The following is an 18030-nucleotide window of genomic DNA, read 5'->3' as shown; positions in this document are numbered from 1 at the left end:
CCGCATATTGCGTTAATAAGATAACCGCAAGGCCTGGCGTTGCCCTGGAGGTTACTTTTTCTTCTTGGGTGCGATGACCATCATCAGCTGACGACCTTCCATTTTCGGATACTGTTCGACGGTACCGTATTCAAGCAGGTCTTGTTCGACCCGTTTCAACAGTTCCATCCCCAGCTCCTGGTGGGCCATTTCGCGGCCGCGGAATCGCAATGAAACCTTGGCCTTATCCCCATCACTTAGGAAGCGTATAAGGTTGCGTAACTTCACCTTATAGTCCCCTTCTTCCGTCCCTGGTCGAAACTTTATTTCTTTGATCTGAATCTGTTTCTGATTCTTGCGCGCGACGGCCTGCTGTTTCTTCTTTTCGAAGACGTGCTTGCCGTAGTCCATGACTCGGCAAACCGGCGGCTCTGCATCAGGAGAGATCTCAACCAGGTCCATCTTGGCCTCTTCTGCAGCGGCCATGGCTTCCTGAATGGACACGATACCGATTTGTTCACCTTCGGCACCGATCAGGCGGACTTCGCGCGCCGTGATGTTCTCATTGATCGGCGGGCGTTGTGCGGCTCTTTTGTCTTGTCTCATCTCGCGTTTAATCTTTATAGCTCCGAATTCTGGCGGCCTCGTTGTGCAACGTCACGGGCGAGGTATTCGGAGAACTCGGTAACAGTCATGGAACCCAGATCTTTACCCTCCCGTGTGCGCACGGCCACAGTGTGCGATTCGACTTCCCTATCTCCAATTACCAGGAGGTAAGGTGTCTTGTGCAAAGTATGCTCGCGAATCTTAAAGCCAATTTTCTCGTTTCTCAAGTCCGCAGTGGCCCGATAGCCCATTTCATTGAGACTTTTCTCCACTTCGGAGCAAAAATCGGCCTGATTGTCGGTGATATTGAGAATTGCGGCCTGAGTTGGAGCAAGCCAGGCTGGAAAATCGCCAGCGTAGTGTTCGATCAGAATCCCGATGAATCGTTCAAAGGAACCCAGGATCGCGCGGTGCAACATGACCGGAGTCTTGCGTGCACCATCTTCTGCGACATATTGCGCGCCCAACCGGCCCGGCAACATGAAATCCAGTTGTAAAGTACCGCACTGCCATACCCGGCCGATGCAGTCTTTAAGGGAAAATTCGATCTTGGGACCATAAAAAGCACCCTCACCCGGCTGCAGATCCCATTTCAGGCCCGCTTCGTTGAGTGCGGCTTCCAGACCCTGTTCGGCTTGGTCCCAGTCGGCGTCGTCGCCCATGCGGTCTTCAGGACGGGTCGAGAGTTTCAGCTCGACATCATCAAAGCCGAAGTCCTTGTACACCTGCAGGGTCAGCTTGATGAAATCAGCCGCCTCGGACTTGACCTGCTCATCGGTACAGAAGATATGCGCGTCGTCCTGGGTAAAGCCGCGTACGCGCATCAGGCCGTGCAGCGAGCCGGATGGCTCGTTGCGGTGGCAGGAGCCGAACTCGGCCAGACGCAGAGGCAGCTCGCGGTAACTTTTCAGGCCCTGATTGAACACCTGTACGTGGCACGGGCAGTTCATCGGCTTGATCGCGTAGTCGCGGCTTTCCGACTCGGTGGTGAACATGTTCGCCGAGTAGTGCTCCCAGTGGCCGGAGCGCTCCCAGAGGACGCGGTCAACGACCTGTGGGGTTTTGATCTCTTTGTAACCGCTGACGCGCTGCAGGTTGCGCATGTACTGCTCGAGCACCTGATAGATGGTCCAGCCATTCGGGTGCCAGAACACCATGCCCGGCGCTTCTTCCTGGGTATGGAACAGGCCCAGGCGCTTGCCGATCTTGCGGTGGTCGCGCTTCTCGGCTTCTTCCATACGCTGAATGTAGGCAGCCAGCTGCTTCTTGTCGGCCCAGGCGGTGCCGTAAATGCGCTGCAGCTGTTCATTCTTCGCATCGCCACGCCAGTAGGCGCCGGAGATCCGAGTCAGCTGGAAGGCTTTGAGGAAGCGGGTGTTCGGCACGTGCGGTCCGCGGCACATGTCGACGTATTCTTCGTGGTAGTACAGACCCATGGCCTGCTCGTCCGGCATGTCTTCGACCAGACGCAGTTTGTAGTCTTCACCGCGGGACTCGAACACCTCGATGACCTGATCACGCGGGGTGACCTTCTTGATCACGTCGTAATCGGTAGCGATCAGCTCACGCATGCGCGCTTCGATCGCGGCCATGTCGTCAGGGGTAAAGGAGCGCTCGTAGGCGATGTCGTAATAGAAGCCATCGTCAATTACCGGACCGATCACCATCTTGGCAGTCGGGTACAGCTGCTTGACCGCGTGGCCAATCAAGTGGGCACAGGAGTGGCGGATGATTTCCAGCCCCTCTTCGTCCTTCGGCGTAATGATCTGCAGGGTCGCATCGGTATCGATGATGTCGCAGGCGTCGACCAGACGGCCATCGACCTTGCCGGCCAGCGTCGCTTTGGCCAGGCCAGCGCCAATAGAGGCGGCCACATCGGCTACGGATACAGGATGATCGAAACTGCGTTGACTGCCGTCGGGGAGAGTAATAGTGGGCATATGCCGCTCCTTCTCAGTGGTGACCCCTACGCAAGGCCACATGATGGAAAAGTCCGCTTGGGTTGCCTGCTACTGCAGTTCATACCGGCTGACGATTGCCGGCAGCCAGCTTCTGGCTACTGCAAAGGCGCCCCAAATGGCGTTGAAAAAGAAAAGCCCGGTCACATGGACCGGGCTTTCAATTTGGTAGGCACGATTGGATTCGAACCAACGACCCCCACCATGTCAAGGTGGTGCTCTAACCAACTGAGCTACGTGCCTGCAATGGCCGCGAACTTTACGCACGGCGCAGGACCTTGTCAAGCATAAGCTACTGATAAAAGCGGATAAATCGTTTACTTGCTCGGATTGATGTGTGGCTGGGTAAACAGGGCTCCGTTTAACGACAAGGCTAGTGTGAAGCCATACTCCGCTTGGATTCCCGCCTGCGCGGGAATGACGGGGTTCTGGGGAGGCCCCATGCATCCACCCGAACTTTCGCGCCACTTGCCAATCTCGTCATCCTCGCGAAAGCGGGCATCCATTGTAGGTATTGGGCACAGAGCCGCTGTGCGGGCCATGAAGGTCAAAATGGATTCCCGCGTGCGCGGGAATGACGAGGTATTGGGGCGGATCGTTGTATTACCTCCAACAACTCACAACTCACACCTCGCCCTTGCCGTCATCCTCGCGAACGCGGGGATCCATCGTAGGGGTTGGGTACAGAGCCGCTGTGCTGGCCATGAAGGTCAAAATGGATCCCCGCCTGCGCGGGAATGATGAGGTGTTGGAAGTTGTTCGGTGCATGACCTCACCCCCGGCGCCCGCTCACCCCGTCATCCCCGCGCAAGCGGGGATCCAAGCGGTATCGCGGATTTACACCTTAAGCAGCTGATTACGCAGCTTCTGAATCTCGTCCCGCATACCCGCCGCGGCCTCAAACTCCAGATCCCGCGCATGGTGATACATCTTTTCTTCCAGCTGCTTGATGCGCTTGGTGATCTCCGAGGGCGAGCGTAGCTGAGCTGCGCTGTACTCCGCGGCATCCTCGGCGGCTTTGAGCTTTTTGCGCTTGTTCGAGCGGCTGTTGCTACCCGGCACCACGGCTCCTTCCATGATGTCCTGAACGCTTTTGGTGATCCCGATAGGGGTAATGTTGTGCTCAAGGTTAAACGCGATCTGCTTCTCACGGCGCCGCTCTGTCTCGCCAATCGCGCGCTCCATGGAGCCGGTCATCCGGTCGGCATAGAGGATTGCCTTGCCGTTGAGGTTCCGCGCCGCTCGGCCGATGGTCTGGATCAGCGAGCGCTCGGAACGCAGAAAGCCTTCCTTGTCTGCATCCAGGATAGCCACAAGAGAAACCTCTGGCATATCAAGGCCTTCGCGCAACAAGTTAATCCCAACCAGCACATCAAAAGCGCCAATCCGCAGGTCGCGAATAATCTCCACGCGCTCGACCGTATCGATATCGGAGTGCAGGTAACGCACCCGCACGCCATGATCAGACAGGTAATCGGTCAGGTCTTCAGCCATGCGCTTGGTCAGGGTAGTAACCAGCACGCGCTCTTCCTTGGCCGCGCGCAAGGCGATTTCAGACAACAGGTCGTCCACCTGACTGGTCGCCGGCCGCACTTCAATCAACGGATCGACCAGACCGGTGGGCCGCACTACCTGCTCCACCGTACGCCCGGCGTGTTCTGCCTCATAAGGACCTGGTGTTGCGGATACGAAAATTGCCTGCGGCGAGATCAGCTCCCACTCATCAAAGCGCATTGGCCGGTTGTCCAACGCAGACGGCAGGCGGAAGCCATACTCCACCAGCGTTTCCTTGCGCGAGCGGTCGCCCTTGTACATGGCGCCTACCTGGGGCACTGATACGTGAGACTCGTCGATAATCAGCAGCGCATTCTTGGGCAGGTAATCAAACAATGTCGGCGGCGCCTGGCCATGGCCACGGCCGGACAGATAGCGCGAGTAGTTCTCGATCCCGTTGCAGTAACCCAGCTCGAGAATCATCTCCATATCAAAGCGCGTGCGCTGCTCAAGACGCTGCGCCTCAACCAGTTTGTTCTGGCTTTTCAAGACTTCCAGACGCTCCGCCAGCTCGACCTTGATCAGCTCGACTGCATCCAGCAGCTTCTCACGCGGCGTAACATAATGTGATTTAGGATAAATAGTTACGCGCGGAACCTTACGTAATACTTCACCTGTAAGCGGGTCAAAATAGCTGATGGTTTCGACCACGTCATCGAACAGTTCGATACGAATTGCCTCCAGGTCGGATTCCGCCGGGAAGATGTCAATCACATCCCCACGCACGCGGTAATTGGCCCGGGATAATTCCATATCGTTGCGCGTGTACTGCAGCTCGGCGAGGCGGCGCAGCAGCGAGCGCTGATCAAGCTGATCCCCGCGATCGACATGCAACACCATGCGCAAATAAGAAGCTGGATCACCCAAGCCATAAATAGCCGACACAGTAGCAACGATAATCGCATCGGGCCGCTCGAGCAGCGCCTTGGTCGCGGACAGGCGCATCTGTTCGATATGGTCGTTGATCGACGCGTCTTTCTCGATAAAGGTGTCCGAGGACGGCACATAGGCCTCGGGCTGGTAGTAGTCGTAATAGGAAACGAAGTATTCCACCGAGTTATTCGGGAAGAACTCGCGAAACTCACCGTACAACTGCGCGGCCAGGGTCTTGTTGGGCGCCATGATGATCGCCGGGCGCTGTACCTGCTGGATCACGTTGGCAATGGTGAAGGTCTTGCCGGAGCCGGTTACCCCGAGCAACGTCTGGTGCGACAGCCCGGCTTCCAGGCCTTCCACCAGCTGCGCGATGGCCGTGGGCTGGTCGCCGGCGGGCTGAAAACGGGTCTGTAGCTTGAATTGGCTCATGAATACGGGCTTCCGGGCTGAAAATCGGTGACTACTATAGCACTGCGTGCGCCCTCCTTCTGACACCCTTGATCGGTAAAGGGTTTCACCATACTGCACTCGCCGCCGCACTCGCACACAAGGGCTTGTCTGTTTATAATGGCCGCCGGTTCCACCCCACCCACCTGCTTTGAGTTTGCCTATACCATGACTCTGTTCTCCCCTATTGAAATGGCTCCACGCGACCCGATTCTTGGCCTGAACGAAGCCTTCAATGCCGATACGCGCGCTGACAAGGTCAACCTGGGTGTCGGGGTGTATTACGACGAAAACGGCAAGGTGCCCTTGTTGCGCGCCGTGCAGACTGCCGAAGAGGCGCGCGTCGCTGAGCACGCCGCACGGGCCTACCTGCCGATGGAAGGTCTGGCGCCGTATGACCAGGCAGTGCAGACGCTGCTGTTCGGTACCGATTCGCCGCTGCTGCAATCCGGCAAACTGATTACCGCGCAAGCATTGGGCGGCACCGGCGCTTTGAAGCTGGGTGCAGATTTTCTCTATCGCCTGCTCGACAAGCGCCTGGTCGCGATCAGCGATCCGAGCTGGGAAAACCACCGCGCGCTGTTCGAGGCCGCCGGCTTTGAGGTGGTGAACTACCCCTATTACAACCCGACCACCCATGGGGTGGATCTGGAAGGCATGCTGCAAGGTATTGAAGCCCTGCCTGAGGGCAGTGTGGTGCTGCTGCACGCCTGCTGCCACAACCCGACCGGCGCCGACCTGTCCTTCGCCGACTGGACTCGGGTTATTGACGTAGTGCAGCGTCGCAAGCATGTGCCCTTCCTGGATATCGCCTATCAGGGCTTTGGCGACAACCTGCAGGACGATGCCATTGCCGTGCGCCTGTTCGCCGAATCCGGTCTGCCGATGTTCATCGCCAGCTCGTTCTCCAAGTCCTTTTCGCTGTACGGCGAGCGCGTAGGCGCCCTGACCCTGGTGACTGAGAGCAAAGTAGAAAGCGCGATGGTCATGTCGCAACTCAAGCGTGTGATCCGCACCAACTACTCCAATCCGCCTACCCACGGCGCCAAGGTGGTAGCCAAGGTGCTGACCGATCCTGCGCTGTATGAGCTCTGGGAAGAAGAACTGGCTGAGATGCGCGACCGCATCCGGCTGATGCGCCAGGCCCTGGTCGAAAAGCTCAAGGCCGCTGGCGTTACCAGCGACGTGGAATTTATCCAGCACCAACGCGGAATGTTCTCCTATTCCGGGTTGACGCAACTGCAGGTTGCGACGCTGGCTGAGGATTTCGGCATCTATGCGGTGGGTAGTGGACGCATCTGTGTAGCGGCGTTGAATCACGGCAATATTGATCACGTTGCCAATGCAATGGCGCAGGTACTGCTTACTACCAAGGGCTGATTTGAAGCTGCGCACTTTGATAAAAAGGTGCCCCAAGACATTGACTTGGATCATATTTTTGATAAAGTGCGCAGCGTCCGATCCGCGATAGCTCAGTTGGTAGAGCAAATGACTGTTAATCATTGGGTCCCAGGTTCGAGTCCTGGTCGCGGAGCCACTATTTGAAAAAGCCTGTGCTGATGCACGGGCTTTTTTGTGTCTGCTTTTCCCCTCAACCACCGTCATTCCCGCGCAGGCGGGAATCCAATCGGAGTCACGTATAATCCAGTGGCTATCTCGCCAGCATCTGCCACCCGACACACCGCTTGGATCCCCGCATTCGCGAGGATGACGACTGTGGGCGGGGAATAGGTAGTCAGACACATTGGTTAAAACTCAGCCGCAAGCATGCAAGAGATCTAACCTACAACTTCAACCCCCGACTGATAATCTCCTTCATGATCTCCGACGTACCGGCAAAAATACGCTGAATCCGCGCATTGGCATACATGCGGCAGATTGGGTATTCCCACATGTATCCCGCGCCGCCATGCAGCTGCACGCCCTCGTCCACCACTCTGCCCAACAACTCGGTAGTAAACAACTTGGCCTCGGCTGCCACTTCGGCGGTGAGCTTTTTCTCGTTGTGGTCCATCACGCAGCGGTCGACAAATACCTGCGCGACGTCAATCTGGGTGCGCATCTCCGCTAGCTTAAACCGGGTATTCTGAAAGTCAGCCACCGCGCGTCCAAACGCCTTGCGCTCTTTCACATATTCCAGCGTCGCCTGAAAAGCAGCTTCCGCTCCAGCCACCGCGCCGCAGGCATTGGTAAGACGTTCCTGGGCGAGCATTTGCATCAGATAGATGAATCCCGCCTTGCCGTCACCCAACAGATTGGCCTTGGGCACTTTGACGTCGTTGAAGAACAGCTCGGCGGTATCCTGGCTGTGCATACCCAGCTTCTTCAGTTTGCGCCCCCGCTCAAATCCCGGCATGCCCCGCTCGACCAGAAACAGCCCCATCGCATGCTTGTTTTCCGGATCGGTCTTGGCCGCGACTATCACCAGATCGCTGAGCAGGCCGTTGGAGATATAGGTCTTCGAGCCGTTGAGCAGATAATGATCGCCCTTATCCACCGCGCTGGTGCGCATACCAGCCAGGTCCGAGCCCGCACCAGGCTCGGTCATGGCCACGGCTAGAATGCACTCGCCGCGAATAATCGCCGGCAGAAACCGCTGTTTCTGCTCTTCATTGCCGTACTCGGTTATGTAAGGCCCGCATAGCGCCGAGTGCAACGGCAACATAAAGCCCGGCTCGTTGATATAGGCCAGCTCCTCGCTCATGATCTGTTCATAGCGGAAGTCCTTGAGACCCAGCCCGCCGTACGCCTCATCAGCCCAGGGCAGCAAAAATCCCATTTCCCCTGCCTTGGCCCACACCTCGCGATCCACCACGCCCGCTTCTTCCCAACGCTCCTGATGTGGCACCACCTCTTTCTGCAGGAAGGTGCGAAAGGACTCGCGAAACAGATTGTGCTCGGTATCAAAATGGATGCGCTGCATGGGGCTGACTCCTTGTGGTTATAGCTCAGAGTAGGTCGGCAACCGCCAGGCCTCAATGACCCGAACGCTCACCACAATTGACCATTTCGCCGGGTTGCGGGGGCGGGGTCGCTGTGGCTAACTCGCTAGCATCTACCAGAAAGGCTGTTTTCATGAACAACAGGTCGGTCGCCATCCATTTTGTGCAGGCAGTGCTGCGCGGTGCAGAACGCCACAAGCACGATGGCCACGCTTTGTTGCACGCGGCCGGAATTAACCCGGAGTTACTCAGCCAGCCGCGTGCGCGGGTCGACCCTGAGCAGTACGCGCGACTGGTACAGCTCACCTGGCAGACGCTGAACGACGAATATATGGGACTGGGCCGCAGCGCCAGCAAGCCCGGCACCTTCGCAATGATGTGCCATTCCCTGATTCACTGCCCGACGCTGGAAAAGGCACTGCAACGCGGTATGTTGTTTTATGGACTGTTCGCCGACGCACCTCGCGTGCAGTTGCGCCAGGAGGGTGGGTTGAGCTGGTTGGAAATTAACACCAGCATGATGGATGACCCTGACCATTTCCTGACCGAGTCTTTGCTGGTGATCTGGCATCGGCTGGGGAGCTGGTTGATCGGCAAACGGATTCCGCTGGAAACCGCCTGTTTTGATTATCCCGCCCCCGCTCACTACCGGGAATACGAACTGATCTTTGGTTGCCCCTTGGAGTTCGATCAGCCGGTCACCGCGGTCGCCATGCGCACCAGCTACCTACAGATGCCACTGATTCAGGATGAGCGAACGCTCAAGCGCTTTCTGGCCCACTCACCGGCGGACCTGCTGTCGCGCCGCGACTTTGGCAATAGCCTGTCGAGCCGTTTGCGACAATTGATCGGCAAGCGGGTCGGCGCTGATATGCCGGACATGGAAGCGATAGCCGCTCAGCTCAATATGAGCCCGCCGACGCTACGCCGGCATCTGCGCGAGGAAGGTACCTCATGGCAGGAGCTAAAGGATCATCTGCGGCGCGATATCGCGATCTATCATCTGACGCGCCAAGATCTGCCCATCCAGGACATCGCCGCGCTGCTCGGTTTCTCCGAGCCCTCTGCGTTCCATCGCGCATTCAAAAAATGGACGGGGCTGACGCCCGGCGAGTACCGCTGAACGAAATCGATAAAGAAACCCGGTATTAGCCCTTTATCTATCGAGCAAATGAATACTACTATTGCGCAGAGCAGGCGACAGACACACGCACCCGGACGATTTCACGGCTGAACGCTTGAGTCACCACCGTTTCTTCACCCGGATTGAGCCTGGCGCGGTTGACGTAAGGGCGCTCAGGGCCGTTGACGAAGGTGGCTTCACACAACACGGTCTGGTCACCGCTGTTGTTCAGCGTAACCGTGGCGATGTTGCTGATCTGCCCGCTGGATGCACGAATGCCCAGAGCCTCGCCTTCAAGCTCCACTTCAATAGGAAAGGGCTTGTTGGCGGCTGGAATGCTCTGCGCAAACAACGGCATCGACAACATCATAAATATCAGCATGGACAAGAATTTCATCATGACAGCTCCCGTTCAGTTGACGTTCAGAGTACGCCAGAGATATCTGCGATGAAAGCTCCCCGGGTTACTTTGGAGCAATGGCGCACCCTGCAGGCCGTGGTTGATCACGGCGGCTTTGCCCAGGCGGCGGAAGCCATGCACCGGTCGCAATCGTCGGTCAGTTACACCGTGGCCAAGATGCAGGAGCAGCTAGACGTGCCCCTGCTGGTTATTGAGGGTCGCAAGGCGGTGCTGACTGAAGCCGGTGAGGTTTTGCTCAGGCGCTCGCGTACGCTGGTGAAACAGGCCAGTCAGCTGGAAATGCTTGCCATCAATATGGATCAGGGCTGGGAGCCTGAGGTCCGCCTGGTAGTGGATGCAGCCTTCCCGACTGATCGCCTGGCCACCGCGCTAAAAGCCTTCATGCCGCTCAGTCAGGGCTGCCGGGTGCAGCTTCGCGAGGAGGTATTGTCCGGGGTGGAAGATTGTCTGCTGGATGACTCTGCTGACCTGGCTATTTCCGGCATGAGCATCGCAGGCTATCTGCCGCACCAGATCAACCAGGTCGAATTCATCGCTGTGGCTCACCCTGAGCATCCCCTGCATCAGTTACAACGGCAGTTGACTCATGATGACCTGCAAACCCAACTGCAAGTAGTCATCCGCGACTCGGGGCATCACCCGATTGACGCCGGCTGGCTAGGCGCCGAGCAACGCTGGACAGTGACGAGTATCAGCACCGCCGCCAGCCTGGTCGCCAGCGGCCTGGGTTTCGCCTGGCTGCCCCGCCACGCTATCGAGCGCCCGCTACAACAGGGGCAACTGCTACCCCTGGCGCTGCAACAAGGCACGCATCGCTCGCATTACATGTATCTGTACGCCAATAAGGACAAACCGCTGGGGCCGGCGACGCGCATCCTCGCCGACCTGTTGATTGAACATTCGATGACAAACTGACATCTGCACGGGATGCTGGCTAGAATAGAAGTTCTGCATCCCTTTTTACACAGGACCGGACCATGCCGCACGCGATGATTAATGGCTGTAGCCTGTTTTACACGGACCAGGGCGACGGCGAAGTGGTGCTGTTGATCCACGGGCTGGGCTCCAGCACCCGTGACTGGGAATATCAGCTGCCCAGCCTGCTGCCGCAATATCGGGTGATCTGCCTGGATATGCGCGGCCACGGTCAAAGCGACAAGCCCAAGGGTGGGTATTCAATCAAAGGCTTCGCCGACGACTGCATCGCCTTTATCGAGCAGTTGAACCTGGAAAAGCCGCATATCGTCGGCATTTCCATGGGCGGCATGATTGCTTTCCAATTGGCCACCCAGCGCCCGGAATTGCCCGCTAGCCTGACCATCGTCAACAGCGCGCCGGAAGTGATTCCGCGTAAACCGGCTGAATACCTGATGGTCGCCAAACGCTTGTTCTTTGCCCATGTGTTGCCGTTATCGGTAACTGCTCGCGGTTTGGCCAAGCTGCTGTTCCCCAAGCCCGAGCACGCATCCATTCGTGAAACGTTTGAAAGCCGCTGGAACGAGAATGACCGAAGTGCGTACCTGGCCTCCTTACGTGCGATTATTGGCTGGGGGGTGAGTGACCGCCTCGACCGCATCAATTGCCCGGTGCTGGTGATCAGCGGCGACCAGGACTACACACCGGTTGAAAGCAAGCGTGAGTATGTCAGCCGGCTTGGCGATGCACGGCTTGAGGTCATTGAGGATTCCCGTCACGGCACGCCGATCGATCAGGCCGACAATTTTAACGCCCTGCTGCTGGACTTTTTGCGGCAATCAGGGTCTGCTGCACCCACTCAAAACGCTATGAACCAGCCCCTCTAAAACGGAGAATAACAATGTTGAAACGCCTGATTGGCGCCTGTGCCCTGTTGATGTTCGCTACCACTGCTGCGGCCGAGAATCCGCGCGTCATGCTGGAAACCAGTCATGGCGACATGCTGATTGAACTGTACGCCGAAAAGGCGCCGATCAGCGTTGAGAACTTCCTGCGTTACGCTGACGCTGGGCATTATGACGGGCTGATCTTCCATCGGGTTATTCCCGGTTTCATGATTCAAGGCGGTGGATTCACCCCAGACATGCGCCAGCGTGACGTGGGTCAGCCGATCAAGAACGAGGCGGATAATGGCCTGCTGAACAAGCGCTATACGCTGGCCATGGCTCGCACTCAGGTAGTGGACAGTGCCACCAGCCAATTCTTTATCAACCTGGGCAGCAATGACTTCCTCAACCACGGCGGTCGTGATTTCGGTTATGCGGTTTTCGGTGAAGTGGTCGACGGCCAGCACGTGGTAGAGACCATTGCCAAGGTACCGACCAGCACCCAGGGCATGCACCAGAACGTTCCCAGCAGCCCGGTCACCATCATCAGCGCCAAGCGCGTAGAAGCGTCCGAAGAGTAATCCTGCTGCAGCGGCGGCTCTGCCCTACTCGGCTTGCCGATAGGGCAGATAGCCCCGCGCTTCCAGATGATAAGCCTGCACCCCCTCTCGCTCACGCACCAGAAAATCCGCCACCGCTGCGTGCAGAGGCTCCTGCAGTTTGTGCCAGGATTGCGTCAGCACCGGCTCGAAACCCCGTATCAGTTTGTGCTCGCCCTGCGCACCGGCATCGAAGCGTGCCAGGCCTTCGGCAATGCACCGCTCCATGCCCTGATAGAAACAGGTTTCGAAGTGCAACCGGTCATATTCCTCCAGGCAGCCCCAGTAGCGTCCGTACAGTGCATTACCGTCCGCCAGGAAAAATGCCCCTGCTACATCGCGGTCACCATGCCGGGCGAAGACCAGGCGGATGGCATCGGGCATGGAGTCGCCCAACATCCGGAAGAACGCCGGAGTCAGATAGGGCTGCTGGCCGCGCTTGAGATAGGTGGCTGCATAGAACGGATAGAACCTGTCCCACACCTGCGTCGTCAGTTGGGCGCCAGACAGCCAATGAAAGCTGATACCCTGCGCTTCCACAGCTTGCCGTTCCTTGCGGAAGTTTTTGCGCTTGCGTGAATTGCAGGCGGCGAGAAAATCGTCAAACTGCTGATAACCACGGTTGAACCAGTGAAACTGGCAACCCAGTCGCTGAACCCAGCCGGCAGCCTGCAAGCTGACATTTTCTTCACCGAGATTGAACAGCAAGTGCGCACCCGATGACTGCTTGTGCAGCAGATTGTTATCGATGTATTCCAGCAACAGATCGCGGCTGGTTTCGCAGCGCGCCAACAGCCGCGGACCTTGAACCGGAGAATAGGGAATGGCGGCGAGCAGCTTGGGATAGTAGTCCTGCCCCGCTCGCTCCCAGGCCTGCGCCCACTGAAAATCGAACACGTATTCGCCGTAGGAGTGCATCTTGCGGTACAGCGGCAAAGCCGCCTGCAGGCTGTTATCGGCGTTGACCACCAGCAAATGCGCTGGCTCCCAACCTTGTTCCACACCCACTGAGCCACTGGCTTCCAGGGCGGCCAGAAAAGCATGGCGGATAAACGGATAGTCGTTAGTCAACAGGCCATCCCACTGTTCAGCGGGGACCTCTTCAATGGCGGCGAGTTGGCGTATTTTCATCAGCACAGCATGCCACACCGCACCGGATCTTCGCAGCAATGTACGCGCCTCAGCAGATCCTTTTGCCTAATTTCCGTTGTGACTCAATCCATCAATCCCGCTCAGTCGTTCCCACTGTCATGCCGCTTCACCTCTGTCACTCCTACATTTTCACCGTCACTCCTACACTTCCACCGTCATTCCTACAGCTCCCCCGTTATTCCTACACCTCCACGTTATTCCTACACCTCGACGTCATTCCCGCACTTCCACCGTCATTCCCGCGAAGGCGGGAATCCATTCTGATTTTCCTCCCAACAAACACCCATAAAAAAACCCCGCCAAAGCAGGGTTTTCAATACCGATACGAGCTTTACTCTTCAGCCCACTGCAAAAATGCCTTGCGGCTCTCTGGGCTGAGCAGCAACCACAGTTGCTGCAGGGTCGTCAGAGTAGCGTCAGAATGCGGCAGGGTCTGTTGCGCAGCTGGAGCCTGTGATGGAGCCATAGGCGCTGGGGTGGCAGCTGCCTGAGCACCCAACGGCTTGACCTCTTCGGAGTAAGTCGGTGAGTTGCCACCCCCCATTAACTGGCCTACCAGGGAAACATAGGCTGGGCCTGGCTCGGTGGGGTTGCGCTGACCTGTACGCGTGTTCTGCGCCCAACCAGCAAAGTTGTCTTTCATTGCCTGTGCTTCAGCCAGGTTTTCCGGCGCATCAAAGCCCAGCGTCCAGACGTCGCCCGCCTTGCCGTCAATCATGAAGGTCGCACTGCGGGTGCGCACCACTTCATGGCTCAAGCCGCCGCCAATATCGTAGACATCTTCATAATAAGCATTGATACGATACTGGCCAGGCTGCAGGTGCAGCTTGCGGTCACGATTACCGGTCATGCTGTTAGCGGCGGGGACCGGCTGACCATTGATGTTCAGCACTTCCAGGGTGTAGGGCATTTCCACGACGACAATCTGCCCGGTCGATTGCTCGGCACCGGAATAGAGTTTCACCGGCTCTCGCTGGGCACAGGCGGCGAGCATACAGGCAACAGCGATAACGAACAGACTTCGCATGACAACTCCTTGATATAGCTGCAAATAGAATTAGAAGAAGGACGAGCTTCCGCAGAGCGGTTGAGGGCGATAATAAGACGGAAAGATGTCAGTAAGATGACAAAAGGGTTGTACCTCTCGGCACAACCCTTTTGTATTACAAGGCTAAACCGCTAGATCAGAAATCGTAGCGCAGACCTACTGTCAGACCTGTAGCCTCTTCACCAGCAGCGCCGTCTGGGCTGGCAGTACGAGCCTGGCTCCAAGGAGTCAGAGCAGCATTATCTTCGTTATCAACCAGCGCGTAGTTGGCATAAACGCGTACGGCTTTGTCCAGCTTGTGCTCTACGCCAACAACCCACATGTCGCTGTCAAAGTTATCCGCATCTGATTCGCGAGTCATCCACATGCCTTTGAGGGCGGTATTGGAGGCGACTTTAAACTCTGCACCCAGACCAACAGTATCGGCAGTCAACTGATCACGAACTTCTTCAGTAACAGAGTCGTTTTTGTAATCAACGGTCTGATAGAAAGCAACAGCCTTGATCGCGTCGGTGATCTTGTAGGCACCAGCCAGACGTACACCTTCACGCTCGCCACGACCGGTATCTTCTTCAGCCTGCTCATAAGCAATAGCGGCTTCGACAACTGAACCGGCGTAGTTCAAAGATGTGCTGATGGTATCGGTGTCTACGTCCTGCTCGTTCACAGTGGTTTCATGCACTGAGTAGCCCAGTTTACCGGTGAAACCGCTGAAGTCAGGAGTGGTGTACTCAACTGTGTTGTCATAACGCTCATCGAAACGGGCGTTACCAACACGAGTCAGGTTGCGCATATCACCGACTTGGTCACCGAACAGGTTGGCCGGGCCACGTGCTGCCTTGAATGGGCTGTCGAAACGACCCATGCGCACGGCACCAAAGTTGCCGCCCAGACCTACGAAAGTGTCACGAGTGTTAAAAGAACTGCCGTTATCGGTGCCGAAGTCGATTTGCTGTTCAATTTGGAAAAAAGCGGTCAGGTTCGGGTTGATCTCATGATCGCCCTTGAAGCCCAGGCGCGAAGAGTTGCTGGAAAGGTTGGTCTCGGAGTAATCAGCGCCATCGTCCAGAAAGTCAACGGACACGTGTGCACGGCCATAGACGTTCACATCGGCCATGGCCATCATCGGCATGGCGGCAGCAGCCCCAACAACAATCGCAAGCAGCTTCTTATTCATCAGTAATCTCCTAGGTTTTTTAAACGCCAGCTCAGGTGACGTGACGTCGTTGTTTCGACTGGAGCGATTATGGAAATCCCAGATGAACAAACGGTTACGGTCAGATGAAGTTTTAAATTTCCAAGGAACTTTTGAAGCTGCGGGCAATACATAGCGGATTATGGGGATTACAAAAAAAGCCCCACCGAAGTGGGGCTCAAGGAGCAGTGCACAAAGTGATACAGGCGGCAGCAGCCGAATGAATCAGGTGCCATGGTGTGCCAGCGGTGTGTCAGGGCCATGACAACTGGAAGACAATATCGAGACAGTTACTCCATCATTGGCAAGCCGACCGCCCTCTTACTGGTTCAACCGCCGCCCCGTTGCCGCTCCGCCAGGTTCTGCGCAAGTGCATCCACGTTAGGTATGGGATCTTCCGGCAGCGCGCGAATGACCTGCTGAGCCATACGCAATTGACGAATAAAGCGGCGGCATTTCCAGCAAATAGCCAGATGCGTTCGCACAGCCAGCTGCCGCCGAAAGCTTAATCGGCCATCAAGCAGATCGCTGGAATGCATCACCAGGTCTTTGCAACTCAACATTCTCCGGTCACCTCGTAGTGTTCAAGGGTAGCGAACACGCTCAAGCGGGCACGGTGCAATAACACACGAGCATTGGAGAGTGAAATATCCAGAAGATTACAGATGTCGGCCAACTCAATACCCTGACGTTCCCGCAACACCAGCACGCTGCGTTGTAATTCAGACAAGGACGCAAGGGTATGTTCCAGGCATTCGGCCAATTGCTGCTCGCACAGAAGCTCCTCGGGTGAGTCGCTATGCCAGGACGCTGGAGCAACGCGCCAATGACCGTCGGCCAGGAAACGGTCAGCGCCTACGGTACCGTGGGGTCCGCTCCGGTCATCCAGCTGCACCTGCCGGCGTTGCTGTTTCAACCGAGTTTTCGCGGTGTTGGCAGTGACGGTAATCAACCAGGTTTTCAGCGTGGCCCGGCCGGCAAAACTGTGCAGGTGCCTGACGACGGCCAACCAGCTGTCCTGCACCACTTCATCAGCCAGTGAGCCACCGACAATCGCCACCGCGACTGCGCGCATTGCCCCTTGGTAGCGATAGACCAGATGACGAAAAGCAGGCTGATCGCCCTTGAGCAGCAGCGCTACCAGCTCCTCGTCATCCAGTTCCTTCATTAATGCTTGCGCACGATCACGCTGCCAATGGAGTAACCCGCACCAAAGGAGCAGATGACCCCGTGGCTGCCGCTGGGTAGATCTTCCTGATGCTTGTGGAAGGCGATAATCGAGCCGGCCGAACTGGTGTTCGCGTACTCATCCAGCACCACGGGTGCCTCATGCGCCTCCGGGTCACGGCCCAGCAGCTTGCGGGCGATCAGCATATTCATGTTCAGGTTGGCCTGGTGCAACCAGAATCGGCGAATATCGCTGACCGGCAGATTGAATTCCCTGAGGTGCTCGCCGATCAGCTCTGCCACCATCGGGCATACATCCTTGAACACCTTGCGGCCCTGCTGAACAAAGAGCTTGTCATCCTTGCCCACACCGCTGTCGTCAGCGCGGTTGAGGAAGCCGAAGTTGTTGCGGATGTTGTTGGAGAACTTGGTCAGCAGCTTGGTGCCGAGAATGTCGAACTGGCAATCGGACACTGCCTGATCGGCGCGCTCAACGATCACCGCGGTGCAGGCATCACCAAAGATAAAGTGGCTATCGCGGTCACAGAAGTTCATGTGGCCGGTACAGATTTCCGGGTTGACCATCAAGATAGCGCGGGCCTGGCCGAGCTGCACCGAGTTGGCGGCGACCTGAATACCGAAGGTCGCCGACGAGCAGGCAACGTTCATGTCGAAGCCGAAACCTTCAATGCCCAACGCTTCCTGCACCTCTACTGCGATCGCCGGGTAGGCACGCTGCAGATTGGAGCAGGCAACAATCACCCCATCAATATCCGCGGCAGTGCGGCCAGCGCGAGCCAGAGCCTCAGTAGCGGCCTTGACCGCCATCTCGCAGAGGATCGACCATTCGTCATTGCTGCGCTCGGGGATATCCGGTTTCATGCGGTTGATATCCAGAATGCCGCTCTTGTTCATCACGAAGCGGCTCTTGATGCCCGAGGCCTTCTCGATGAAATCGGTACTGGACGGTGCCAACGCGGCGACGGTTCCTGCCTCAATGGCAGCAGCATTGCGGCTGTTGAACTGCTCGACATAGCCATTGAAGCTGGCAACCAACTCTTCGTTGCTGATGCTGCTGCTCGGGGTATACAAACCTGTTCCGCTGATCACGACTTTCTGCACGGTCGGTCCTCTTCTGTTATGGGCAATGCATCACCAATC

At 57.0% G+C, this 18030-nt stretch carries 16 protein-coding genes and 2 tRNA genes; 6 read left to right on the top strand and 12 right to left on the bottom strand.

The genetic code is table 11. The features are described 5' to 3' along the window. Nucleotides 1-51: 51 nt before the first annotated feature. The 4 genes from infC to uvrB all read right to left on the bottom strand — a co-directional run bounded on the left by infC (nucleotide 52) and on the right by uvrB (nucleotide 5402). Nucleotides 52-603 (bottom strand): translation initiation factor IF-3, encoded by a 552-nt coding sequence (gene infC, locus DT594_RS04805; protein ID WP_174959116.1) that lies wholly within the window; start codon nucleotides 601-603, stop codon nucleotides 52-54. Beyond that, nucleotides 600-2525, bottom strand: coding sequence for a threonine--tRNA ligase (thrS, locus tag DT594_RS04800; RefSeq protein ID WP_149331599.1), 1926 nt, complete (start codon nucleotides 2523-2525; stop codon nucleotides 600-602). Before thrS ends, infC begins: the two co-directional genes overlap by 4 nt. Before the next feature lie 184 nt (nucleotides 2526-2709). Next, nucleotides 2710-2786 (bottom strand) — tRNA-Val (locus tag DT594_RS04795). A gap of 594 nt (nucleotides 2787-3380) precedes the next feature. Beyond that, complete coding sequence (uvrB, locus tag DT594_RS04790; protein ID WP_149331598.1) at nucleotides 3381-5402, bottom strand: excinuclease ABC subunit UvrB; 2022 nt, start codon at nucleotides 5400-5402, stop codon at nucleotides 3381-3383. A 186-nt stretch (nucleotides 5403-5588) separates the two neighbouring features. Here uvrB and DT594_RS04785 point away from each other — a divergent pair, with 186 nt between their 5' ends. Beyond that, on the top strand, nucleotides 5589-6800 hold the full coding sequence (locus DT594_RS04785; protein ID WP_149331597.1) for an amino acid aminotransferase: 1212 nt from the start codon (nucleotides 5589-5591) through the stop codon (nucleotides 6798-6800). Nucleotides 6801-6881: 81 nt separating this feature from the next. Further along, a tRNA-Asn gene (locus DT594_RS04780) sits at nucleotides 6882-6957 on the top strand. Between the two features lie 246 nt (nucleotides 6958-7203). Here the strand turns inward: DT594_RS04780 and DT594_RS04775 are convergent. Next, nucleotides 7204-8343 carry an acyl-CoA dehydrogenase family protein gene (locus tag DT594_RS04775; RefSeq protein ID WP_149331596.1) on the bottom strand — a complete coding sequence of 380 codons (1140 nt, stop codon included), beginning with the start codon at nucleotides 8341-8343 and terminating at the stop codon, nucleotides 7204-7206. Between the two features lie 152 nt (nucleotides 8344-8495). Here DT594_RS04775 and DT594_RS04770 point away from each other — a divergent pair, with 152 nt between their 5' ends. Continuing rightward, nucleotides 8496-9485, top strand: a complete 990-nt coding sequence (locus DT594_RS04770; RefSeq protein WP_149331595.1) for an AraC family transcriptional regulator — start codon at nucleotides 8496-8498, stop codon at nucleotides 9483-9485. 58 nt (nucleotides 9486-9543) lie between these two features. Here the strand turns inward: DT594_RS04770 and DT594_RS04765 are convergent, their stop codons facing one another. Beyond that, nucleotides 9544-9885 carry a hypothetical protein gene (locus DT594_RS04765; RefSeq protein WP_149331594.1) on the bottom strand — a complete coding sequence of 114 codons (342 nt, stop codon included), beginning with the start codon at nucleotides 9883-9885 and terminating at the stop codon, nucleotides 9544-9546. A 48-nt stretch (nucleotides 9886-9933) separates the two neighbouring features. Between DT594_RS04765 and DT594_RS04760 the strand changes: the two genes are divergently transcribed. The 3 genes from DT594_RS04760 to DT594_RS04750 all read left to right on the top strand — a co-directional run bounded on the left by DT594_RS04760 (nucleotide 9934) and on the right by DT594_RS04750 (nucleotide 12289). Beyond that, nucleotides 9934-10821, top strand: a complete 888-nt coding sequence (locus tag DT594_RS04760; RefSeq protein ID WP_149331593.1) for a LysR family transcriptional regulator — start codon at nucleotides 9934-9936, stop codon at nucleotides 10819-10821. Nucleotides 10822-10883: 62 nt separating this feature from the next. Continuing rightward, nucleotides 10884-11708: an alpha/beta fold hydrolase gene (locus DT594_RS04755; RefSeq protein WP_149331592.1), complete on the top strand. Its 825-nt coding sequence runs from the start codon at nucleotides 10884-10886 to the stop codon at nucleotides 11706-11708. A 14-nt stretch (nucleotides 11709-11722) separates the two neighbouring features. After that, nucleotides 11723-12289, top strand: coding sequence for a peptidylprolyl isomerase (locus DT594_RS04750; protein ID WP_149331591.1), 567 nt, complete (start codon nucleotides 11723-11725; stop codon nucleotides 12287-12289). Between the two features lie 24 nt (nucleotides 12290-12313). Here DT594_RS04750 and DT594_RS04745 read toward each other — a convergent pair whose 3' ends face one another. The 6 genes from DT594_RS04745 to DT594_RS04720 form a co-directional block, all read right to left on the bottom strand. Beyond that, nucleotides 12314-13438 carry a GNAT family N-acetyltransferase gene (locus DT594_RS04745; RefSeq protein WP_149331590.1) on the bottom strand — a complete coding sequence of 375 codons (1125 nt, stop codon included), beginning with the start codon at nucleotides 13436-13438 and terminating at the stop codon, nucleotides 12314-12316. Between the two features lie 352 nt (nucleotides 13439-13790). Beyond that, nucleotides 13791-14486 (bottom strand): DUF2057 family protein, encoded by a 696-nt coding sequence (locus tag DT594_RS04740; RefSeq protein WP_149331589.1) that lies wholly within the window; start codon nucleotides 14484-14486, stop codon nucleotides 13791-13793. Between the two features lie 157 nt (nucleotides 14487-14643). Next, nucleotides 14644-15684 carry a porin gene (locus tag DT594_RS04735; protein WP_149331588.1) on the bottom strand — a complete coding sequence of 347 codons (1041 nt, stop codon included), beginning with the start codon at nucleotides 15682-15684 and terminating at the stop codon, nucleotides 14644-14646. Nucleotides 15685-16031: 347 nt separating this feature from the next. Next, nucleotides 16032-16265, bottom strand: a complete 234-nt coding sequence (locus DT594_RS04730) for an anti-sigma factor family protein (RefSeq protein WP_149331587.1) — start codon at nucleotides 16263-16265, stop codon at nucleotides 16032-16034. Further along, the gene (locus DT594_RS04725) at nucleotides 16259-16870 is read right to left on the bottom strand and encodes an RNA polymerase sigma factor (protein WP_149331586.1); all 612 of its coding nucleotides are present in this window, start codon (nucleotides 16868-16870) and stop codon (nucleotides 16259-16261) included. Before DT594_RS04725 ends, DT594_RS04730 begins: the two co-directional genes overlap by 7 nt. Then, entirely contained in the window at nucleotides 16870-17991 is a 1122-nt protein-coding gene (locus tag DT594_RS04720) for a beta-ketoacyl-ACP synthase III (protein ID WP_149331585.1), read from the bottom strand. Before DT594_RS04720 ends, DT594_RS04725 begins: the two co-directional genes overlap by 1 nt. Nucleotides 17992-18030: the final 39 nt, after the last annotated feature.

Origin of the sequence: Halopseudomonas laoshanensis, assembly GCF_008365385.1 — a bacterium.
Taxonomy (GTDB): Bacteria; Pseudomonadota; Gammaproteobacteria; order Pseudomonadales; family Pseudomonadaceae; genus Halopseudomonas; species Halopseudomonas laoshanensis.
This window is presented reverse-complemented; position numbering and strand designations above follow the sequence as displayed.